This window comes from Thiobacillus thioparus DSM 505, from assembly GCF_000373385.1.
Lineage (GTDB): Bacteria > Pseudomonadota > Gammaproteobacteria > Burkholderiales > Thiobacillaceae > Thiobacillus > Thiobacillus thioparus.
On sequence record NZ_KB891327.1, the window covers coordinates 183,787 to 207,427 of the forward strand.

At 61.8% G+C, this 23,641-nt stretch carries 13 protein-coding genes; 6 read left to right on the forward strand and 7 right to left on the reverse strand.

The window, feature by feature from the left end; all coding sequences use genetic code 11:
- Positions 1-32 precede the first annotated feature (32 nt).
- The 6 genes from B058_RS0110145 to B058_RS0110170 form a co-directional block, all read right to left on the reverse strand.
- Complete coding sequence (locus B058_RS0110145; protein WP_018508371.1) at positions 33-476, reverse strand: response regulator; 444 nt, start codon at positions 474-476, stop codon at positions 33-35.
- A complete protein-coding gene (locus tag B058_RS0110150; RefSeq protein WP_018508372.1) occupies positions 473-3,046 on the reverse strand; it encodes a sensor histidine kinase in 2,574 nt (857 codons plus the stop codon). Before B058_RS0110150 ends, B058_RS0110145 begins: the two co-directional genes overlap by 4 nt.
- 335 nt (positions 3,047-3,381) lie before the next feature.
- Positions 3,382-4,023, reverse strand: a complete 642-nt coding sequence (locus tag B058_RS0110155; RefSeq protein WP_040724222.1) for an esterase/lipase family protein — start codon at positions 4,021-4,023, stop codon at positions 3,382-3,384.
- A 112-nt stretch (positions 4,024-4,135) separates the two neighbouring features.
- Positions 4,136-4,654, reverse strand: a complete 519-nt coding sequence (locus B058_RS0110160) for an O-acetyl-ADP-ribose deacetylase (RefSeq protein WP_018508374.1) — start codon at positions 4,652-4,654, stop codon at positions 4,136-4,138.
- 10 nt (positions 4,655-4,664) lie between these two features.
- Positions 4,665-5,192: a lipocalin family protein gene (locus tag B058_RS0110165; protein WP_018508375.1), complete on the reverse strand. Its 528-nt coding sequence runs from the start codon at positions 5,190-5,192 to the stop codon at positions 4,665-4,667.
- 188 nt (positions 5,193-5,380) lie between these two features.
- Complete coding sequence (locus B058_RS0110170) at positions 5,381-5,617, reverse strand: hypothetical protein (RefSeq protein ID WP_018508376.1); 237 nt, start codon at positions 5,615-5,617, stop codon at positions 5,381-5,383.
- A 218-nt stretch (positions 5,618-5,835) separates the two neighbouring features.
- On the opposite strand from B058_RS0110170, the gene B058_RS0110175 reads away from it, so the two are divergent.
- Complete coding sequence (locus B058_RS0110175) at positions 5,836-6,387, forward strand: FxDxF family PEP-CTERM protein (RefSeq protein ID WP_018508377.1); 552 nt, start codon at positions 5,836-5,838, stop codon at positions 6,385-6,387.
- A 126-nt stretch (positions 6,388-6,513) separates the two neighbouring features.
- On the opposite strand, the gene B058_RS0110180 is transcribed toward B058_RS0110175, so the two are convergent.
- Positions 6,514-8,355 carry a GGDEF domain-containing protein gene (locus tag B058_RS0110180; RefSeq protein WP_018508378.1) on the reverse strand — a complete coding sequence of 614 codons (1,842 nt, stop codon included), beginning with the start codon at positions 8,353-8,355 and terminating at the stop codon, positions 6,514-6,516.
- Positions 8,356-8,551: 196 nt separating this feature from the next.
- Here B058_RS0110180 and epsA point away from each other — a divergent pair, with 196 nt between their 5' ends.
- From epsA to B058_RS0110210, 5 genes are all read left to right on the forward strand, one after another.
- Positions 8,552-9,331 (forward strand): XrtB/PEP-CTERM-associated transcriptional regulator EpsA, encoded by a 780-nt coding sequence (epsA, locus tag B058_RS0110185; RefSeq protein ID WP_040724270.1) that lies wholly within the window; start codon positions 8,552-8,554, stop codon positions 9,329-9,331.
- A 218-nt stretch (positions 9,332-9,549) separates the two neighbouring features.
- Positions 9,550-10,302 (forward strand): PEP-CTERM sorting domain-containing protein, encoded by a 753-nt coding sequence (locus tag B058_RS0110190; protein WP_018508380.1) that lies wholly within the window; start codon positions 9,550-9,552, stop codon positions 10,300-10,302.
- A gap of 78 nt (positions 10,303-10,380) precedes the next feature.
- Complete coding sequence (locus B058_RS0110195; protein WP_018508381.1) at positions 10,381-11,637, forward strand: substrate-binding domain-containing protein; 1,257 nt, start codon at positions 10,381-10,383, stop codon at positions 11,635-11,637.
- Between the two features lie 230 nt (positions 11,638-11,867).
- The gene (locus tag B058_RS16830; RefSeq protein ID WP_018508382.1) at positions 11,868-13,520 is read left to right on the forward strand and encodes a ShlB/FhaC/HecB family hemolysin secretion/activation protein; all 1,653 of its coding nucleotides are present in this window, start codon (positions 11,868-11,870) and stop codon (positions 13,518-13,520) included.
- Positions 13,510-23,625 (forward strand): filamentous haemagglutinin family protein, encoded by a 10,116-nt coding sequence (locus B058_RS0110210; RefSeq protein ID WP_081616775.1) that lies wholly within the window; start codon positions 13,510-13,512, stop codon positions 23,623-23,625. Before B058_RS16830 ends, B058_RS0110210 begins: the two co-directional genes overlap by 11 nt.
- Positions 23,626-23,641: the final 16 nt, after the last annotated feature.

Below are 23,641 nucleotides of genomic sequence, written 5' to 3' on the forward strand. Positions count from 1 at the left end.
GGGTTTTCGTTCGCTGTTTCATGCTGATCAGTCTAGTTTCCTCGAGGCGGTGTCTGATTGAGCAATAGCCAATAAAGTCCAAGTTGACCAGCTGCTCTTACAAAATCGTCGAAATCGACCGGCTTGCGCACATAGCTGTTGGCGCCCAGGGCATATCCCTTGATCCGGTCTTCGTCTTCGTTCGAGGAGGTCAGGATCACCACCGGCTGCAGGCGCGTGGATTCGGTCGCACGTATGCGGCGCAACACTTCCAGGCCGTCTATTTTTGGAAGCTTGAGATCCAGCAGCACCACGGATGGATGATCGTCCGGGTCTCGGCCAGTGTGGGTTCCGGTACAAAAAAGGTAATCGAGCGCTTCTACGCCGTCGCGTGCGAGGACCAGCCGGTTGCCGATGTTGTTGGTTTCCAGGGCATGGACGGTCAGGGCTGCATCGTCCGGGTTGTCTTCCACCAACAGTATGCTTTTGTCGTTCACGATGTGATCTCCGGTTCGAGGGTAAAGTAGAAACGCGTTCCTTCTCCGACGGTGCTTTCGGCCCATATCGTGCCGCCGTGCTTGTGGATGATGCGCTGCACGGTAGCGAGCCCGATGCCAGTCCCGGGAAACTCGCTCGCATCGTGCAGGCGCTGGAACACGCCAAAGAGCTTGTTGGCATAGGTCATGTCGAAGCCCACCCCGTTGTCGCTGATGACATAGGTCGGGCTGCCCGAACCAGTCGCGCGTGCCATGCCGATCCGGGTTTCGCTTCGGGACCCGGTGAATTTCCAGGCATTGCCGAGGAGGTTGTCGAGCACGATGCGCAGCAGCCCCTTATCGCCCTCTGCCAGCAGATTGGGGGCGATGGTGAACTGCACTGTGCGATCCGGTGTTTGTTTGCACAAATCCGCGGCAATCTCGTTGGCGAGGACGCTCAAATCCACCTGCTCGCGTTTGAGTTCGGTTCGGGTGACACGTGACAGTTTGAGCAGGTCGTCGATCAGGGTGCCCATGCGCTGGGCGGCGCGGCGCACCCGACCCAGGCGGTCGCGCCCCGTCTCGTCGAGTTTGTCTGCGTAGTCGTTCAGCAGGATGTGGCTGAAGCCGTCGATCGCCCGGAGCGGCGCGCGCAAATCGTGGGAGACCGAATAGCTGAAGGCTTCGAGTTCCTGGTTGATGGCCTCCAGTTCGATCGATCGGCTTTTCAACTGCTGCTCGATTTCCTTACGTCGGGTGACGTCCTCGATGATGCCATCGTAATAGGCCCGGCCGTTGGCTTCGCGTTTCAAGGTAGCCGTAATGGCACCGTAGAATGGCCGTCCCTTGAGCGTGTGCAGTTCGATTTCCTCGTTGACGATCGTATTCGGCTGCCCCCCGCTTTCATTGAACAGCGGTTGACCGGAAGCGGTCTGGAAAACGGCGATCGGATGCGCCAGCAAAGCCTCGGCGGAATCGGCTTCCAGCATGTTGACCAGAGCCGGGTTCACCTCGAGGAAACGTCTTTCCGGCCCGGTGGTCTTGCGGAACACGCCGACCGGCAGGTTGTTTATCAGATCCTGATAGCGAACCTGCGCTTCGTGGCGCTGGCGCTCGGCCTGCTTGCGCGCGCTGATATCGCGGATGATGGCCGTCACGACCTTTCCCTGCGGCGTATCCAGCGGGCTCAGACTGATTTCCAGCGGGAATGTGCTTCCGTCCTTGCGCCGGCCGAACAGCTCCATGCCTTCGCCCATGGGACGGGTGTAGGGGTCGGCAGCATAGCTTGCACGGTGGCTTTCGTGGTGACGGCGCAGGGATTCCGGAACCAGGATCTCGATCGGCTGCTGCAGCAGTTCATCACGCGCATAGCCGAAATATTTTTCCGCCTGCGCGTTGACCAGTACGATGCGCCCTTCACGGTTGACGATCACAATGGCATCCGGCGCCGACTCGAGCAGGGCGCGAAAACGCGCTTCGCTTGCTACGACCGAGGCTTCGGCTGTACGTCGCCGCATGCTGTAGAAAGCGATTGCCCAGGCCGCGAAAGTGGAAATCAGCAGCAGCGCGGCAAAGACGACCCCGAGACGCTGCGACAACACGACGTTCTGTGCAGCAAGCGTTGCAGCTGGCTGGTAGGCCACGAAAATCCACCGCTCACTCTTGGGTGTGCCCGAAGCGCCATCCGGGTTGGGGAACGGGGTGGTCGTGGCGTAGGTATACAAACCCTGGTCGGTGAGAAACTGGCCTTCGCGGGCGGTGCCATTGATCGTTTTCCAGGCTTGAGGGTCGCGTATGGCCAGACGCTTGTTGGTGCGCCCCGGCAATATGAACCCCCATTCGTCCTCGGCATTGGGCCCCAGTATCCAGTATCCGGCGGCGTTCAGCAGCCAGAGTTGGCTGGCGGCATGTTCCGTGCTCGAGATCTTCCGCAGGTGGCCAAGGAAATTGTCGCCCAGATAATTCAGGATGATGATGCCGTGTCTGTGCCCCTGTCGATCGAAAGTTGGCGTGCCAAAGCGCATCATGGGCTTGAGGGGCTGCTCGAGGGCGCCGTGTTCGATATTGAGGTCGAGGGGCGACACATAGATTTCGCCCCGCCCCAGGGCGAGCGTTTCGCGCACGTAGTAGCGGCTGGATTTGTCCTGCAGCTTTTCCGGCGGAACGCTTTCGGGATGGCCGTTGTTCCAGTTGACACGGACGATCTCCCGGCCGTTTTCGTCCAGAAACCGGATCTGGTCGTATAACGCCTTGCGCGAGGCAAACGCCTGGTAGCGTTCGGCAAGTGGCGCATACGCGGGGGGCGTGGCGTGCGTTCCGTCGTTCAGGAGCGCGTATTGGTCCGCCAGATAGAGCAGATCGGAACGGATGTTCGCGAATTCGACCAGGTTCGTCTGGATCGAAAGCCGGATGGCTTCGCGTTCGGCGGCTTTCTGCAAAGCCAGAGCGCTCTTCGCCTGGATGAGGTAAAACGCCCAGATAACTACCGCCAGCACCAGTACGATGGGCAACCAGATGGCCAGGAACCGGCGTAAAAGAGGTATGCCCCCTGTCAGTTCGAGGCTGCCCAGCGAGGCATCGACGGCTTTCATTGAATGCTCGCTCCTTATTCAAACCAAGGAAATTACGCGGATGGGACACTTCCCTTCCGCTTTGCTAAACAATCAAATTCGCCGCACTGATGAAACTGTGTCTTTAAGATTCCTTAGGACACCCCATTTGGGGAGGAATTGTTTTTATCGATGCAGATGGCAGACAGGACCATAAAATTGTCTGTGGCATTCGCATCACGCCCTATTGCCGCGAAAGATAGCCTACTTTGCATCACGTTGCATCATGCGGCAAAAATAAAACCGTTTTCCATGCGGTCGAACCTCGCATGCGCTCCCCCGTGGTTGTTGGATTAAAACTGATTCTGCATGCATCCTCAAAATACTCGATGCTGGTGTGTCGTTCCGGCAATCGTCTCAAGGGTCTTCGCCATGTCGTTGAAAACCAGCTTCGAGTTCATGATGTAAGTATGGCTGGATGGTACTTTGAGCGCTTCCGCTTCAAAGCGGCCCGTGGCTTCGGACACGCTGAGAATGAAATCGTTGGCTTCCATGCCGAAAGGCAGCCATGAATGGCGCAGGCCGCCGACGCCGGCATAGATCCGGGTGGGAACCTGAGGCATGGGCAGGTTCGACATGAATGCGTCGATTGCCAGCAATTGGCCCATCTCGCCCGTCAGAAGTTTATAGAGCCAGATCCGGGAAAAGAATTTGGCGGCCTTGCAGGCGACCATCGGCGGCGCCAGGAAGAAGCAGGCGGATGGTGCCCGGTGTTCCAGATGGCCAAGGGCTGTCCTGATGATGACTGTTCCGAGGGAGTGGCCGACCAGGGCGTAATGCCGGGTGTCGACCTGGCGATCGATCAGTTTCACCAGGCGGGCGGTTGCATGCGACAAGCCTTCTAGTGTCGGGTAATAGCCGAACAGAATCGGGTTGTGCCCGGCCTGCCTCAAGCGTCGGCGCAACAGCATCATGGAAACGGGTGTCGTCCCCATTCCATGGATTAGAACCAAATCCATAAATCCTTCTCGGGTGGCATCAGGCCATAATTAATATGGCTGGATGTGAAAAAGCGGATTTCGATGGGGACGGCGTTTGTTCGCTATGCCGGTTCGATCGGGAAATCGGAGGCTAGGCGGCCGTCTGTCCGAGCAGCCTTGCATAGACGCTCCGGTCCTCATCGGAATGACAGCAAAAGATGATGTCTTGCATGTCGGTGAACACGTGTGTGGCCGCGCGAACCGTGGCAACGGCGATCCGCGCGGCGGGCTCGACCGGGTAGCCATAGGCGCCCGTGCTGATGCAGGGAAACGCGAGTGTACGGATGCCATGTTGCGCCGCGATCTTGATGGTGCGTCGGTAGCACGATGCCAGGAGATCGGCCTCTCCCTGCGCGCCGCCCTGCCACACCGGACCGACGGTATGGATCACGAAGCGGGCCGGCAGGCGATAGCCTTTTGTGAGCCTGGCGTCGCCGGTCGGGCAGGCGCCCAGCAACCGGCATTCCGCCAGCAGCTCCGGCCCGGCCGCACGATGAATCGCCCCGTCGACGCCGCCTCCGCCGAGCAGCGATGGATTGGCTGCGTTGACGATGGCATCCAGCACGAGCGCGGTAATGTCGGCCTGGATGATGTGCAGGGTGGCGGGCATGGTCCTGGCGTCAGCGTTCCACGCGGGTGTGCGGGGTCATGATGAAGGCCTGCCGGTCGAAGCCGAGTTCTGCTGCCCGCGCCAGCAGGGCCGTCTGTGTCGCCGCATCGAGCTTCGGCTCGCGCGCCAGGATCCATGCGTATTGACGGCCAGGTTCGCCCACCAGCACCCACCGATAGTCAGGATCGAGATCCAGAATCCAGTAGTCGCCATAGAAGGGGCGGAAGAAGCTCACCTTCAGCCGGGCACCCCGACTGCCTGCCACGACCTTGGCGATACCCTTGGCCTGCTCGAGGCCAGTTGCGGTCCGGCACTGGTTCACAACGGCGACAGTTGGCCCGTCCGCGCGATAGGTGGCCTGGGTGTCCGAAACGCACATTGCCTGAAACCGGTTCGGAAGCCGCGCGATCTCATACCATCTGCCGTAATAGCGATCGAGATCAACCGACGGTACGGTCGCGAGCGGGCGCGGGGTGGACGTGCACGCAGCCAGCCAGACGGCTGCAGCGGCGATTGAAAGGAAAAGGGAATAGGGCATGGTTCGACTCCCGCGCTTGATCGAGGCGATAGACAAACGACATGCGCAGGATGACATATCCCGCCCCGTTTTGGCCAGATGCGCCCGGCCGCCGATTTGAACGCTTCATTCCCGGAACATCCGAGGCTGCTTGCCTCATCCGCACGCTACAAGATGAAGTCCTTGTCGGACGAGCAAGCTGTGCGCTATCAGGCAGGAAACTCGAATCCCTCGTCCACCGCATGCGGGCCACGTAAAACGGTACGGATCGTGCTGTCGTGGGGATGCGTATGGATGACGTCCGGCAACCACGGAAAGCATCCGGCGTAATCGCATTGCCGACCGTAGTCGTCAGCTTCGTCGAATGGCACATCGCCGAGTTCATGCAGGGCTTCCTCGGCCAGCCGGTCGGCCTGCCTGTCCAGTCTCTCGTCTTGCTTGTCCATGGCACTCCCCTTGTTGTTCGGAATGCTCATCCTTGCCCGGCAAAGTGATCCCTTGATGACAGTCGATGGGGCCCCGATGGCCCGAATACCGGGAGCCTATGCCATTGGCCCGAACGTGCCATGTCGGAATCGACGCGAGCGTCTGTGCCTGCAACATGCATGCGTGAAACTGCATCCATGTTGGAAAGCCGCACTTTTTTCGCGATTGGGGAATTTTCATGAAACGCATGCAATTCATGCTGGCGCTTGCGCTGGCGGGCTCGATGGGATCGGCCGCTGCATCGACCGTCGGCCCGGGCTATCTCGGTGATCTGGTCGGCCAGAACGTCTCGATCGCCCATGCCGTCTCCGGACTGGACACGCCCATCGTCGACGTGTACAGCTTCGATATCGGCTCCTTCGCGTCGGAGGCCATCGCCACGAGCGTGAAAGTGAAGCTGCAATTCGGGTCCGGCGGCACCCCCATTTACGACATCAGCAATTTCGCGATCACCCTGCAGGACACGGACGGCACGGTTTATGGGACCGACAGCACGTTCGATTCCAGCGGCGCGCTGGATCTCGGCGCCATCCTGTCTCCCTCCGCAATCGGCGCGCCCGGCTTCTATCAGTTCGTCGTGACCGGCACCACGGCCGGCACTGCAGGGGGTATCTATGCGGGTGCCCTGAGCGCCGTGCCTGTGCCGGAACCTAGGGCATGGATGACGTTGCTGGCGGGTCTTGGCCTGATCGGCATGATGGTGGAGCGCACCAAGCATCGGCCAGGATAGCGTGCCATCGTGGCCGAAAGATACCCGATTTTCATTCCTCCAACCGGGTGTTTTCAGTGTTCTCCTGTAGTACCTTGCGGGCCTGATGGCCCGCATTTTTTCGAAGGGTGGCCGCTGTCGGCCGGCTCAGGCAGACGTCAATTCTTCCGACGTCATACTGGTTTCGGCAGCAGGTGTTTCCGTCACCAGCCGCCGGCCGAAGGGCATGCGTCGCTGATCGATGAACAGGCTGCTGCCGTCGATACGTTTGGCCATGCGCTTGGCTTCGGAGGCGGCACGTGCCACCTCCTGGTAATGGTGGTAATTGCTCGGATCGACCAGCACGGCGCCAATGGACAGGGTCACCAGGGCATGAAAGGCCATGACGCCGCGCCGGTCTTCGCTGCGGTAGCCGCCCGCCTCCACATGCTCGGGATTGAACAGGGCCCGGCATTCGCGATCGAAGCGGGCCAGCATGCCGTAGCAGCGGATCTCCCAGTCGAGGCTCTGGAACAGCACGACAAAATCGTCGCCGCCGATGTGACCGACAAAATCGAGTTCAGGGTTGCAGCTGTCGCGCAGGATGCGCGCCAGCAGCTGGATGATGTCGTCGCCGCGGCGGAACCCGTAGACGTCGTTGTAGGGTTTGAACTGATCGAGGTCGAAATAGGCCGTGACGAAAGTCTGTTCGTTGACAAGCAGGCGCTCGAGATGTTCCTGGATCGGAACGTTGCCAGGCAACCCGGAGAGCGGGTTGGCATAACGTGCGGCGACGATCTGCATTTCGGTGACTTCGCGCATCAGGTCGAAGCCGGATCCCAGTCCCAGATAGTGTCCCTCGGTCGTGATGATGAAGCCCTGGGTAAAGGCGGCCTTGCCTTTCTTGACGACCAGTTCGGACAGTTCGGTCATGCGCGTGGCCTTGTCGACGATGAGCGGGTCGGTGTCCATCATGTCGCAACACGGTTTGCGGCCGTGGAGCTCGCGGCCGTATAGTCCGATGAAGCGGTCGAGCAGGGCGGGGCGGTGAATGATACCGACGGGTATCTCATTGTCCACCACGGCAACGGCATGCAGTTCGGGGTATTGCATCATCAACTCGAGCACCTCCTCGCTGGGCGTGTGGGGATTGACGGAGGGAGCGGACACCACGAGTCTGTCGGCCGATACGTGCAGGCCGTCGCGCGCCTGCAGCATGGGAAAGACACTGACGATGCCGGATTGCAGGCAGGCTTCCACCTCGCGTGACAGCAGCCGGATCGGTACCGGCGAAGGGCGTCCGATCAGGTAGCCCTGGGCGTAGCGGATGCCTAGATCCTTCAACACTGCCAGTTCGGACGGGTTTTCCACGCCTTCGGCAATCACGCAGGAATGCGCACCCTCGGCCAGCATCCTGATCGATCGCACGAACTGAATCTTGTGGGGGTCCTGGTGGATCCCGGCGATGAAATGCTTGTCGATCTTGACGAAGGCAGGCTTCAGTTCGGACCACAGCCGCAGGCTGGAAAAGCCTTCGCCGAGGTCGTCCATGGCCACCTCGATGCCGATCGCGCGCAAGCCGGCAACCGCTTTGCGCAGAAAGGCGTAATCCAGCGCAGTCGCATTCTCGGTGATCTCGATCACCACCTGGCTGCTGGACAGGCCGACATCCGACAACGCCGCCAGCACCGCTTCCGGCGCGAAGGTCGCGTCCAGCAGGCTGCCGGGCGACAGGTTCACGAACAGCCGTCCCGGCAGCTTCAATTGCGCAAACGTCCTGAGGGACGTGTGGACGCAGGCCCAGTCCAGCGCGGTCAGCAGGCCATGCTGTTCGGCCACGCGGAACATCGCTTGTGGGGCGTGCAGCGGGCTGTTCGACGGCCCCCGCGAGAGGGCTTCGTATCCCATCACGCGTCCGTTGGCGAGGTCGAGCACCGGTTGCAGCAGGGTCATCAGCCGTGCGTTGTCCAGGATGTGTAGCAGATGCACGCGTAATTCGTCGTGGCTCATAGGGGGAGACATAAGGGGGAAATAGACACTCGACGATAGGTGGCCTGCGTTACGGGCGTGTGAAGCCAGGGCCGGGTGGGGCCGAGATCACGGGGTGCGCAAGAGTGCACGGGGCGGCGTAAGGTTCCTGGCGTCAAAAAAACTTCATGCCCTTGTCATGGCGCGTGCCTATGCTCTGCTCGCAACAGGGGAGTCCATGCACCATACCAACGAACTGACCGACGAAGAGTGCGGCCATCTGGCGCGCATCCTGCTCGCCTCGCGACGGGTCACGTTGCGCCACCATTTTTTCAGCTGGATCCATGGCCCGGTGCAGTCGCTCATCCCGCACGAAATCCTGTTGTGCGGCGTGGCGGACGAGAGCGGCTATCTGCTGCACCAGCGCTTCACCGCCTGCCGCTACTTCAAGGACGACCACTATCACCGTGTGATCCACCCCGGCGATGGCCTGATCAGCCAGCTGGCGCAGGAATGGCAGGCCTGCGGCGAACCACGCCTGATCGCCGGGCAGTATGAAGACAGCGGCAACTGGACGGCTCGCCTGACCGATCTCGAACTGAAGAATGTCGCCTTTCACGGCATGGGCTGGACCAACGGCCAGATCAAGGGCTACGCCAGTTTCTCACGTGTGCGGGTGCCGTTCGACAGCCGGCTCGAACTGTATCTCGACATCCTGCTGCCGCATCTGCTCGCCACCCTGGCCCGCATGCTGTCCCACGAATCGCGCACAGGCACGCTCAGCCGACGGCCTGCCGGGCTCATCACTGCGCGCGAAGTCGAGGTGCTGACCTGGGTACGCGACGGCAAGACCAACGACGAAATCGCCGACATCCTCGGCCTGTCCATGCTCACCGTCAAAAACCACCTGCGCCACGCCATGAAAAAGCTCGTCGTCCGCACCCGTGGCCAAGCGGTCGCCAAGGCCATTGCGCTGGGATTGCTGCATGCCCATGGTTCGCGCGGCGACATGCAATAACCAGGCCATTCGCCGGCCTGTTTGCACATGAGCCAACCGGCTCAATTTTCGGGCCCCGGTTTCCCCATCGCGTGTCATCCGTGCTCTCTAAAGTAGCCCTGTCCGCAGCCATGCGGGCTCCATTTCCGGTTGGTCTGACGCGTAGCCCGCCAGGCCTGCCCCACAGGGGGGCGGAAAGCATCACAACTTTCTGGTTTATTAAATTAGGAGCACTACTGATGAACTTCAAACTCAATGCACTGGTCGCTGCCGCGCTGCTGGCCGCCGCCGGTTCCGCCAACGCTGCCATCGACCCGGGCCTGAACGGCAACGGCGAAATCTGGTTTGCCGTGTACGACACCGTGGCGCAGAAATCCTTCACTTTCGACACCGGCGTGTACATGAACGACTTCGTCGGTACGGGCGTCAATTACAACTACAACTTCGCCAGCGATGCCAACTGGACCACCTTCGCGGCCGGCACAAACTCTGCCAACTGGCTGTGGATGGTCGGGGCTGAGGGTGCTACGGGTACCAGTGCTGCTCGTGTCTTTACGACCGATAACGCAGCCACTGTTTCTATTCCCAAAGCTGGCCCGACGAACATGGCTGCCAATGGTGCGATTTATACCAATGCCCAGATCGCCAGCCTTAACTACGCCGCCAATATTTCCACGGTCAAGTATGCAGGCGATTCAGGTTACTTCGGTGATCCCACCATGACGGGCAACTGGGGTACCAAGTTCACGCCTGATGCCTCTGCCACTGTGGGTACGGCCATGAATTTCTTCTCCATTACCGGTGCCTCCGGCTTGGGCAACGTCAATGGCGTCAAGTTTGGCGCCACTGCCACTGACGTCTGGACCTTGAGCAGCGCTGGCGTGCTGAACTACGGTGCCGCCGCTCCCGTGCCCGAGGCGGATACCTACGCCTTGATGCTGGCCGGTCTGGGACTGGTGGGCTTCATGGCCCGTCGCCGCTTGGCTGCCTGATTATTTTCATCTGAATTACTCATCTAATCGTGTCATCCCGCTCCGTTGGAGCGTGATGCAACCCAAAGGAATTGACGCATGAAACTGAACAAAATCGCTCTGGCCCTGGCTGCGTTGGCAGCTGCCCCCGTTGCTTTCGCCCACAGCCCGACCACGACGCCTGACCTGGTCGTGCGCATCTCCGGCGCTTCCGCCCAGCAGGGCACCCTGGTGAAAATCGCCGAGACCATGATGGTCGCCGGCACCATCGACGTGTTCTACAACGATGCCTCGGGCAAAGATCATCGTGCCGTGTTTGGGACGATGAAGCCCACCGGCACGGCCATCGGCGTACTGAATACCACCATCCCGGCTTCCATCGGCGGCAAGAAAGTCCTGATTCTGGATCGCGCCGCAGGCGGCTCCTTCTATGGAGTGGGTCCGGTTGCTCGTGCCCAGGCCATCGCTGCCATGAAGGTTGATGGCAGCTGTACCAGCTCCGGCAACACTTTCCCCAACCCCTCCTACTATTGCGCCGGCACCGAACTGCAAGTGTCCGACGCCGGCGTGTCCGACGTCGAGCCCGGCATGTTCCGCGGCCCCAACCTGCCCGTCGGCGAAACGGCCCTGAGCGCAGCCGAACTGGCCGTTCTGGATGTGGCCAGTCAGAACGGCGTGGTCATGGGCATCGCCGTGACCAACAACTATCCCTACACCACGATCAGCAAGGCGGCCGTCCAGTCCATCATGACGGGCACCTACACCGACTGGAGCCAGGTGAACGCCAGCTTGTCCGGCCCCATCACCCTGGAAACCCGTGCGGCCGGATCCGGTACCAAGTCCGCGGCAAATGCCTTTTTCCTGAATGCCCCTTGCTCGACTGCTGGTCTGTCTCCCTTTGGTGCTCAGGGCGATCCGGTCAATTTCTCCACCTACACCGTGGTTGAAAACGGCAGCACCGGCGGCGTCAAGTCCGGCCTGAACAGCGTGTATGCCAAAGGCCAAATGGGTCTCGGTCTGGTCTCTCTGGAGAACACCCCGAGCGGCAGCGACAACTGGAAGTTCGTTGCCATCGACGGCGTGGCGCCCACCATCGCCAATGCAGTGAGTGGCGATTACCAGTTCTTCGTCGAGCAATCGATGCAGTGGCGGAGCAGCACCAACGGCACCGCCGTGGGCGATGTTCTGAATACCTTCCGTACCGTGTCTTCCGATCCGGCCATTCTGTCGATCCTCCCGGGTGTAGCGGCTACCCCATTCAACTATGACCCGGCCTATGCAGCCATCACGCTGAAGGGTACGCGTGCTGCGGTATCCGGCCCGAACACCTGCCAACCGCTGCAGCTGTTCTACTGATCCAAGTTGACGTCCTGACCTGGAAAAGTGGTTCGAGATGGGCGCAATACCCATCCCGGACTACGGGAAGCGTCCACCGCAAGGTGGGCGCTTTTTGGCTTGCTTGAGTCTGATTTTTTATTGGGTGTTGTCGATGCGGATGCCATTCCTGAAAAGAGCGTCCGCAATCGAATGGCTGTTGATGAATTGGCTGTGACCACATGAATGTCTGCAATGAACGATCGAGAGATGTGACGAAACGGAATGAATCCAAGGGGATCGCCGACTGGATCCGCATGCGGATGAAGTGGCCGTGGGTTTGTTGCCTGATGGTGTTCCTGGGCCTGTCGGCGGCACTGACCGCCAGCGCCGAGGAAGGCGCAGGGAAGACGCCAGCCGATGCTGTGCCTGCTACAGCGCAGGAAAACCATTTCAATATTTTCGAGTACGCCGTGGAAGGCAATACCCTGTTATCGACCATCGCCATCGAACAGGCGGTGTACCCCTATCTGGGCGAGAACCGGACCATTGCCGATGTGCAGTCCGCCCGAGAGAGTCTGGAACGGGCCTATCGGGATGGCGGGTACCCGACGGTGTTCGTGGATATTCCGGAACAGAAAGTGGACGGGAACGCGGTGCGCCTAAGGGTGACCGAGGGCAGCGTGGAGCGCTTGCGGGTAAGCGGTGCGAAATATTACTCGTTGGGGGAGATCAAGGCGCACGTTCCTACGCTGGCAGAGGGCAGCGTGCCGTATTTCCCCGATGTACAAAAGCAGTTGGCCAGCCTGGCCGTGGCACGCGACCGGAAGGTGACACCGGTGCTGCGCGCAGGTAGAACGCCAGGCAAGGTGGAAGTGGAACTGAAGGTGGAGGATGAGCTGCCTCTGCATGGCAGTCTGGAAGCCAACAATTATTACAGTGCCAATACCGAACACGCCCGGGTCAATGGCATGTTGCGCTTCGACAATCTGTGGCAACGGGGCCATAGCGTTTCTCTCCAGTATCAGGCGACGCCGTCCGATCCCAACCAGAGCAACGCATGGTCCGGCACCTATGCCATGCCCGGGTCGACGGGCAACACCTATGCGTTTTATGCCATCCGATCCCGCAGCAATGTGAGCACCATCGGCGACTATGGCGTGGTGGGCAATGGCGACATCATGGGCGCGCGCTGGATCCATTCCCTGCCGAGCAAACCCGGTCTGTTTCATAGCCTGACCCTGGGTATGGACTACAAGCATTCCCTGGAGAGCATCGTCGGCAGTACCGACAGCTTCAGCACGCCTGTGACGTATCTGCCTGTAGTCGCTCAATACAGCGGGACATTCGCCGACGAATCCGGCGTGACCCAGGTGGATCTGGGCGCGAATTTCTCGTTACGCGGCCTGCGCGACAACGAAAACGAATTTCAGCTGCGGCGCTACAACGCCCGTTCCAATTATTTCTACTGGCGCGGCGACGCGATGCGTACCCAGAAGCTGGGTGCCGATTTCAGCCTGTATGGCCGGATGGATTTTCAATTGGCCAGCGGACCGCTTATCGGCAATGAACAATTCACCATCGGCGGTGCGCAGAACGTCCGTGGATATCTGGAAGGCGAACGCCTGGGGGACGACGGCATGCGCGCCACGCTGGAACTGCGCAGTCCGCGCCTGGCGGTGGGTATGAAGGATATCGACCAGCTCTTCCTGCTCGCTTTCGTGGATGCCGGGAAAGTGTGGATCATCGATCCCCTGCCCGGCCAGACCGACCGTTTCGACCTGTCGAGCGCTGGGGTCGGCCTGCGCCTGATCGCCTGGAAATACTGGCATGTCAATGCGGATTTCGCGCTGCCTTTCCAGGATGGCGCCTATACCTCGGCCCGTCAAGGGCGCTTCCATCTGAAGGCCAGTTATGAATTCTAAGCAGAGAACGCCGTTGCATCGTTTCGCCGCCTATGGGATGTCGGTGTGGGTCGGCATCGCCACGCCTCTGGTGCAGGCTGCGGGGATGCTTCCTGTACCTTGCGCCGGAGGGGTATGCGGTACCAATCCCAATCCGACACCCTGGATTGGCCAAGGCAGCGGCAGCCTGTCCGTGACGCCGGACGGCAGTCATATGGTCATCCAGCAGAACACCGGCAAGGCCATCTTCAACTGGGCAGGCTTCAACATCGGGGCTGGAAACAGCGTGCAGTTCGTCCAGCCGAATGCAGCAGCTAGCGTCTTGAACCGGATCTGGGATGCGAATCCCACCACGATACAAGGACAGTTGAGTGCCAATGGCCAGATATTCCTGCTGAACCAGAACGGTATTCTGTTCGCAGCCGGTGCCCAGGTGGACACGCGTTCATTGGTCGCATCCAGCCTGGATATCAACGACAACGTCTATCTCAATGGGCTCATCGCCAACCTGAACAGCAATCCCCAGTTTGCGCCCTTCAGCGGCGCGAGCGTCGCCGGTTTCGTACGAGTGGAGGCGGGCGCCACCCTTACCACCGGCAGTGGCGGCAGCGTCATGCTGTTTGCACCGACTGTAGAGAATAACGGTGTGATCCACACGCCCGACGGCCAGATCCTGCTGGCGGCGGGTTCGAAGGTTTACCTGGCGCCTTCGGGAGACCCCAATCTGCGCGGCCTGCTGGTAGCCGTGGACAACCCGGGTACCAGCGCGGCGGCGCCGGGAACGAGCACAGCGAGCAACCTGGACCTGGGCCAGCTGATCGCCGAGCGGGGCAACGTCACCCTGGCGGGCCTGGCGGTGAACCAGAAGGGACGGATCACCGCGACGACGTCGGTCAGCACCAACGGCTCCGTGTATCTCAAGGCGGGCGATACGGCCCAGTTCAATGCCTCGCTGTCCAATCCCTATCCCGTCACCCGGGGCGGCACGCTGGTGCTGGGCGCGAAGAGCGTGACCGAGGTGCTGCCGGATGACGACGATACGCAGACCATCGTCGACAGCGCCAACATGAACGTCTCGAAGGTGAACGCGCTGGCACAGAATATCGTCATGGAGGGCGACGGCACGTCCGGCGCCCTGATCCGCGCGCCCGGTGGCGACGTGACGCTTTCGGCGCGCAGACTGGACGGTACCAGCACGGGCATCGGTGATTACACCAGCACGGCGCTTCCCGACAATCTCAAGTCGTACCCGAATCCCCCCGCGAACACCGCCGCCAAGGCCGGTACCCGAATCGAGATGCAAGCGGGCAGCCGTATCGACGTGTCCGGCATGAGCGATGTGGAACTGGCCATGGAGCGTAACGTGCTTCAGGTTCAGTTGCGCGGTGACGAGTTGAAGGACGCGCCCTTGCAGCGGGATGGTTTCCTGCGCGGCAAGACCGTGGCGGTGGACATACGCGATCTGGACGAGAATGGCCGGATTCCGCTGGCCGACCTGTCCGGTTATAAAAACCAGATTGCCCGCACCGCGAAGGAACGCCTCACGACCGGCGGCAACGTCAAGCTGCAGTCAGAAGGGGATGTCGTCATCCGGTCCGGGGCCAGCATCGATGTCAGTGGTGGTTCCGTCCGCTACCGGGACGGGTATGTCTACACCAGCCAGCTGGTCTCCCAGAGCGGTAAAACGTACGATATCAGCGAGGCGCCGGTTGACGAAGTCTACGTCGGATTCGCCAACGAAAAACTGATCAGCGGCGACAAGTGGCTGGACGACCAAAGCATCAAGGCCATGGGCAAGTTTGAGGCCGGTTATGTGGAGGGCAAGGATGCGGGAACGGTCCAGATCGTGGCCCATGACCTGAGCCTGTCGGCGGGCGTGCTGCATGGGGCCACGACGGCCGGCCCCTATCAGCGGAATGCCGCCAGCCGCCCCCGGGGCGGCCAGTTGATCCTGGGCGATACCAGCTATCAGGTGGCGCTCGACGGCCAGAAAGAATACGACTTCAAGCTGCCGGGCATTACTTTCTATTCCGGCGGCACGCCGGGTACGGACGGGAACGTCTGGATTTCCACGGATCTGTTCGACGCGGGCTTCGATCGCCTGGCGGTCTACAGCAATGGTACGATTACCGTGCCCGTAGGCACGAGCCTGGCGACACTGTCTGGCGGCAGCCTGTATCTCGGCAGCACCAAACGCATCGACGTGCAGGGTAACCTCATCACGCCAGGGGGAGCCATTACGCTCAAGACCTTTCAGCCTTTCAGCGGTCTGGACGGGGATGTCACGTTAGGTGCCCACACGCTGCTCTCGGCAGCAGGGACCTGGACCAATGATTCCCTGCCGGATGCCGACCGGTCTGCGGCGGCCCAGGCAGATGCCGGCTCCATTTCCATCGAAGGCTATGGCGATCTCGATCTGGCAACGGGAAGCGTGCTCGACGTCAGCGGCGGTGCCTGGGTGAAACAGGACGGTTCGGTGGAAAAAGGAAATGCGGGCAGCATCAGCCTAGCAGTCAAATCGTTGGATGCTTCCCAGACGGCATCCAACCGGATCACGCTGGGCAGCGAGTTGCGCGGCTTTGCCCTGGGCAAGGGAGGTTCCCTGAAGATCCGGGCCGCCAAGGCATTGATCGGCAACAGCGGGACGTCTCTGCCCAGCGGATGGGGAGCGGAAACGCTGGTCCTGGATCCAGGCGTCTTTACCCGGGGCGGGTTCACGGATTACAGCGTCGAGGGCTATGACGCGCTGACCGTTGCCGCCAATACTCTCATCCGGCCCGATTATGCGGGATGGCAGTTGAAGAATTCGGCGCTGGCCCAGTCCTCCGGCAGCAGCATGAAGGATCTGGCCAATGAGGTCGTACTGCCTTGGCAGTTGCGCGCACCCATGAAACTTGCCTTGAAGAGCGGCAATAACTTTGCCAACTCGGGCGGGGTGCAGTTCGGTCGGCTTGCCGTGGGAGCAGGGGCCGTCATCGATGTCGGCCCGCAGGGAAGCATCGATTTGAGCGCGGGCAACCTGCTGACCGTCGACGGCAGCCTGACCGCAGCAGCAGGGTCCATCTCGCTGGCGCTCGCCCAGGTAGGGGACTGGTATCGGGACAACCGTGCCATCTGGGTGGGCAGCCATGCCCGCCTGGATGTGTCGGGTATCGCCAAGCTGCTTCCGAGCACGACTGGCCTGCGGGAAGGCGAGGTGCTCCAGGGCGGCACCATCAGCCTGTCCGCGGGTACGGGGACGCTGGAAGGCAGGAATTACACAGGCGCGGGTAATGTGGTGATCCAGGCGCGGACGGACGGTCAGGCGACCTTGGACGTGTCGGGCACCAAGGCGACGCTGGACTTGGCCACACAGGCGGGAAATGCCACGACCGTGAAAGCCACGGAAGTGGCGAGCGACGCCGGCAGCGTGGTCATCACCGCCACGGAAGGCATCTTGCTCGACGACGGCGTCATGGCAGGCAAGTCAGGCGGCGACGGTGCGGCGGGCGGGCGCTTCAGTGCCGCGATCTGGAAGGATCGGAGCGCCGGCACGCCCGGCAGGGGCTATCCGACCCTATATGGGGATCGCCAAATGATCCTGTCGCAGACCGGCGATTATGTGCCGGCCGGTTTGACGCCGGGCGCCGCCATCGATCATGCGGTGTACGGCGGCAAAGCCTATATCCCCGTGGGCGGACTGGTCAGCGGCGGCTTCGATAGCGTCGCCTTCAAGAGCGAGAACCAGATTGCCTTCAGCGGTCCGGTCAATCTCGGCGTGAAGCGGCAGATCACCCTGGACGCGCCAGCGCTGGCAGGCGGAACGGGAGATGTGAGTCTGAGCGCGGCCTATGTGCGCGCAGGCAATCTGGACCCCCTGTTCCAATCGAATGTCCCGACTGCAACGAGTGGAACGGCACATCTCGATGTGGCGGCCAAGATGCTGGATCTGGAAGGGAACTTCGCCCTGAAGGGTTTCCGGTCGGCCGCATTCGAAGCCGACCAGGATATTCGCTTCAACGCGGTGGCCATCAGCGGGACTCCGACCTATACCGGCAGTCTGAGTGCAGCGGGCAATCTGGTTTTCAAGAGTGCGCAAGCCTATCCCACGACGCTTTCCACGTTCAAGGTGAGCACGCCGGGGGATGTGACCTTCACCGGAAATGGCCAGGCTGCGCCGCTCCCCTTGTCGGCGGGAGGCCGCCTGAGCGTGGAGGCGGCCAATATCTTCCAGAATGGCGTGCTGCGCGCGCCGCTGGGGAGCCTTTCCCTGACGGCCGGCAATACGATCCGGCTGGGCGACGGCAGTTTGACTTCGGTATTGGCAGCGGGCGCCTTGCTGCCCTTGGGGCAGACCACGAGCGACGGCAGCGAATGGGTGTATCAACTGGATAACTACACGCTGATTCTCGATGCCCCGCCGGAAAAGGCCATTCGCCTGGATGCGCCTGACATCCAGGTTGGCGCCACGGCCGGTCTGGATCTCAGCGGCGGCGGCGATCTCTACGCCTATGAGTTCCTGCCGGGGCCGGGCGGTTCCCGCGACATTCTGGCCGAGCCGGGCGTGTATGCCGTGATCCCTGGATATGACGCCGGCTATGCGCCACGGGATATACAAAATTCGGACAGCACGCTGCAAGCGGGCGCGAGCATCTACCTTTCCGGCGGCGGGGGATTGAGTGCCGGGGTGTACACCCTGCTTCCTGCCCACTACGCGCTGATGCCGGGCGCCTATCTGGTCAAGGCCGTTTCCGGTTATCAGGACATGCTGCCGCGCCAGAACCGGGCGTTGACGGATGGCGCCGCATTGGTGGCAGGCCGTGCACAAGTAAGCGGGACCGATATCGCCGCCGGCCGCAGTCAGGGATATCTGGTGGCGTCCGGCGACGTGGTGCGCGCGTATTCCAGCTTCATCGAGAGCCGTGCCAATGCCTTCTTCACCCAGGCCGCGCAGGATGCCGGCAGTGCCCGGCCGCGGCTGCCGGAAGATGCGGGCCTGCTGTCGTTGCGGGCAACCCAGCTGACCATGAATGCCGCGCCCCGATTCGATGTGGGCGCGGGCGGGCGAGGCGGCATGCTGGATATCGCATCCAGCGCCATTGCCATCGTCGACGACGTTGCGGGCGTCCCCAGTGCTTATCTGGGCTTGTCCGCAGAGATGTTGAACAGTTTCAATGTCGAAAGCCTGTTGATCGGCGGCACCCGTTCCGTGTCCGCATCCGGCTACGACGTTGATGTGAATGCGGCCGACGTGCGTCTGCTCAACAGTGCAGACCATGTCTTGAAAGCGGGCGAAGTCATGCTCGCTTCCCGCGATACCCTGACGCTGGGATCGGGGACGAGCGATGGCCGCGACGGCTATATCGAGAGTCAGGGCGCCCTGACGGATGCGCCCGGCGAAATCACCCTGAATGGCGACGGTGCATTTCTTCGCGTTGCCCAGAGCAGCCTGCCCATCCTGTCCCGCGGCACCACGACCGGTTCGGCCGGAACGCTTACCTTGCATGAAGGGGCGAAACTGACGGGCGACTCCATTTTGCTGGATGCCACCCGGGACAACCTGATCGCCAGTACGGCTGTCTTCAACAGTCCGGCGATCAGTGTGGCCAGCAGTCGGGTCAGTTTCGGTGCCGTGCCGGTCGGCCAGGACGGCTTGAAGGTCACGTCCGGCCTGCTGGCCCAGCTTCGGCAAGCCAGGGATCTGCGTCTGCGTACCTATAGCACCATGGATTTCTATGATGGCGCCAGCGTGGATCTGACCGAGGGCGCCACGGCGCCGGCCGGCCTAACCTTGGATGCGCCGGCGCTGGTCGTCCATACGGACGAGGATGTGGTGTTCCAGGCCAATAGCCTTGCCCTGGGCAATACGTCCGGACCGTATTCGGGCAGCGCGGCCCCGATGTCGGGCAGTCTGAGCTTGCGGGCCGAGCGTTATGTAGATGCGGCAGGCACCGTGGCAAAGGGGACGGGGCGTATCACCATGGGCGACGGCCAGGTTGCCTTGCAGGGCGGTCGTGCCTATGCCCTGGCTGCCAGCGACGGAATCATGACGAGCGGGAAGGGGCGGTTGGATGCCTCGGGTGACCTGACGCTGGAAACGCCTCATCTGGTCGCGGACACCGGTACGGTTTATGACATCCAGAGCAATGCCGCCCTGAATGTAGTCCGATCGACCACGCCGAATCCGGCTGCGCCAGCCGACACGCTGGGGGGACGTTTGGGTTTGAAGGGCGACACGGTCTATGTGGACACTCAAATCGACGCGTTGGCCGGCCATATCGATATCGAAGCGACAGGCGGGGCGGCCGGGGCCGACAATCTGGTACTGGCGAATGGCGCGCAAGTGAATGCCGCGGGGTATGCCAAAGCCTTCGGCACCGAGACGGCTTACGCCGACGGCGGGCAGATCGAACTGCGCGCGACCCGCGGCAATGTGGCGCTCGATAACGGTGCCCGTGTGAGCGTGGCGGGCGCAGGCGAAGGCGATGCCGGTAGTCTCACCATTCGGGCCATCGACGGAACCGCGAAACTGGATGGCGATCTGGATGGGGGCGCGGATACGGCCCATGGCGCCTTGGGTGGGCGGTTCGCGCTGGATCTGGCGGGCCTGGGTGATTTTTCCGGCCTGCTGTCCAAACTGGGTGCCGGCAAGTTTTCCGAATCCGTGAGTGTGCACCTGCGCGGGAGCGGGACTGCGGGCAGCATCGCCATGGCCGCTGGCGATACGCTAACTTCCCATGATGTCTTGCTGGTTTCCGACCAGGGCGATATCCGCCTGGCGGGAGTCATCGACAGTACCGGTGCCCGCGGCGGAAGCGTGCAGGCCTATGCGGCGGACGACGTCGCCCTGTTGTCCGGTGCGCAATTGAACGCCTACGCCACGCGTTCCGAGGCCCAGTATGCCGGCAGCAGCGGCGACGGCGGCAAGGTGACCCTAGGCACTGTAGGCGGTCATATCGACATCCAATCCGGCAGCGCCATTGACGTTTCCGCCCACGGCAGCTTCGCGGAAGGCGGCAACGTGGTCTTGCGGGCGCCGCGCAACAGCGCCGGAACGGATATGGCGATTGTCCGCCTGGATGGCTCGATCATGGGTGCAAACGAAGTCGTGGCCGAAGGCTTCGAGTCCTATGCCCGGAACAGCCTGAGCGCCAGCGATGTTGCGGTGAATAGCGCCATCTACAACGATGCCAATGCCTTCATGGCCAATGCCGCAACGATCGCGGCCCGCCTCGGCAAGACCGGCGATCCGGCATTCCATGTGCGGCCGGGCGTGGAGGTGGACAGTACCGGTGACCTGACATTGAATGGCGATCTGGGACTGCAGGCACTGCATATTGCGGGCGAGTCGGGCGTGTTGAGCTTGCGCGCCGTGGGCGATCTCATCCTGAACGGCAGCATCAGCGACGGATTCAACGGGACCACCGCCAGCGCCACCCAGAATGGTGGCGACAGCTGGTCGTATCGTTTGGCCTCCGGGGCCGATGCCGGCAGCAGCAATCCGCTGGCGGTGCGCGACAAAGCAGACCTGGCTGGGAAAGGCAACTTCACCTTGGCCGCGGGCAAGATGGTGCGGACCGGCACGGGCGATATCGACATCGCCGTCGGCGGCGATCTGACGCTCAAGTCGACTTCAGCTACCCAGGTGGCGGTGATTTACACGGCAGGCGTGCCGGTAGACACGACGGGATATGCCATTCCGTCCGGCACGCCCAAGGCGGTTTTCCCTGATCGCGGCGGCGATCTCGCCATCCAGGTCGGTGGCGATGTCACGGCGGAAGTCAGCGGCACGTCCAACAAGAATCAGCAGCAACTGATCACCGATTGGCTGGCACGCAAGGTGAATGCCGGCTCTACCTTCTGGTGGCCTGATTTCTCGGCCTTCAGACAGGGGGTCGGCGCCCTGGGCGGCGGTAATGTACGGATTGCCGCTGGCGGCGACATTGTCAATCTGGGCACGGTCGTTCCCGTCAGCGGCAAGACCAACACGACCTCCGGTGCAATGGATGTCCGCGGCGGGGGCGACCTGACGGTCGTTGCCGGCGGGGATATCCGGGGCGGCGTGTTCCAGGTGGGCAGCGGCCAGGGCCGGATTCAGGCCGGCGGGGCGATCCGGGAAGGGCGCACGGTCAGCGGTGTGCCGATTTACCCGTATCTGGCGCTGGAACAGGGCGGCTACGACGTATCGGCGCACGGCAATGTGACGATCGCCTCGGTCTTCGACCCGACCGCGCTTTACCGCACCGGCTTCAGCGGTACGCCCTATTTCTACGACTACGCACCGGGCAGCAAGGTCGGCGTGCAATCCCTGGTCGGCGACGTCAGATTCGACAACAACAACAGCAACCTCACGTTGCTGAAGAATGCCTTCTTCCCCACCTTCACGGCAGGCGGTGTCACGGCCTTGTCCGGCTATCCGGGGCAAGTGGCGGCGGCCGCCCTGTCGGGCGGCATCGCCATCGCCAACAACATGGTGCTGTTTCCGGATGCCCAGGGCAATCTTCAACTCCTGGCCCAAAAGGGGATCACGCTGGAGCAGGGCAGCGAAGTGTATCTGAGCGATTTCGATCCGGCCCTGATTCCCGGCGCCCTGAATGCCGGCACCAGCACCGTCGGATTGGACCAGTACCAGCAATTCAGCGCCAGCATTTCCAAGCATGCCACCCCGCTACTGCATGGTGCCGATTCCCGTTCCGCCTACCTCTATTCGCTCATGGGCGATGTGGATCTGGCAGGCTATTTCGTGTCGACCAAGCAGACAACCATCGATGCGGGACGGGACATTGTCTTCCGTTCCATCGCCTATGTGCAGAACAATGCCGATGACCACCAGAGCAGTTTCCGGGCCGGGCGAGACATTGTGTCGCCTTCGGTGCGCAACGTCACCAACGGCCTGGCCAGCAATAATGCCGAGTTGCAGGTGGGCGGCCCCGGCTACGGCGAATTTTTCGCGGGGAGAAACATCGACCTGGGGAACTCGGCCGGCATTTCCTCTTATGGCAATCTGAAGAACCAGGCTTTGCCGACCGGAGGCGCCACGCTCTCTGCCGCAGCAGGCCTGGGACAGGATGGCGACGGTCACGTGCGGGATCCGGACTACGCCGGATTCGCAGCACGCTATCTGATGTCAGGCAGCGCGGCACTGGCCGATTACAAGGCGCCTGCGGACTTCTCCAGCTTGTCCCTGGCCCAGCAGGCCCTGCTTGTTTTCAATAACGAGTTGCTGATCGGTGCCAGCGAAGGGCAGGCAGGCAAGGGTTACGAGCGCGCCTACGCTGCCATTGCCACGTTGTTCCCCAGCCAGGATGCCGCAGGCGTCCCGCTGGCCTATCAAGGCGACGTGAATCTGGTGTTCAGCCGTATCACTACCCAGCAGACCGGCGCTATCCAATTGCTCATGCCGGGCGGCAGCCTCAATGTGGGCCTGGCCAATCCTCCGCCCAGCCTGGCCGACAACAAGGCGCCGTCCGACCTGGGCATCATGACCTTTGCCGGGGGCAATATCCTGGCGATGGCCCGTGACGATATCCAGGTGAACCAGTCCAGGGTACTTACCGTGGCCGGGGGTGACATCCTGCTCTGGTCGACCCTGGGCAACGTGGATGCCGGCAAGGGCAAGAAGACGGCGACCGCCGCCCCGCCGCCCCAGGTCACCTACGATGCCAGCGGCAACCCGACGCTGAATGTGCAGGGCACGGTGAGCGGCAGCGGGATCGGGACGCTCAAGACCAATCCCAATATTCCCGACGGCAATGTGGTTCTGGCCGCACCCTCAGGAGTCGTGGATGCGGGCGATGCGGGTATCCGCTCCTCCGGCAATCTGCTGATCGCAGCCCAGCAGGTTCTGAATAGCGGAAATATCCAAGTGGGCGGCAATGTCGTCGGTACGCCCGCATCGAGCAGCGGCTTGGGGGCCGGTTTGAGCGGTCTCGGCAATCTGTCTCCGAATGGCCAGTCGGCGGAGGAGACCAACCGGTCGATGCGGGACGGTTCAGCGAATTCGGCGGAACAGATGCAAAAGGTCCAGGACGCCCTTGCCAATTTCAAGCCTTCGCTTATCAGCGTGGAGGTGCTGGGTTTTGGCGGGGAGGCTGAACGCTGTCCGGATGGCGATATCGCATGTGCCAAAAAGAAAGGAGGCAGCTGAGACACATCCTGTGTGT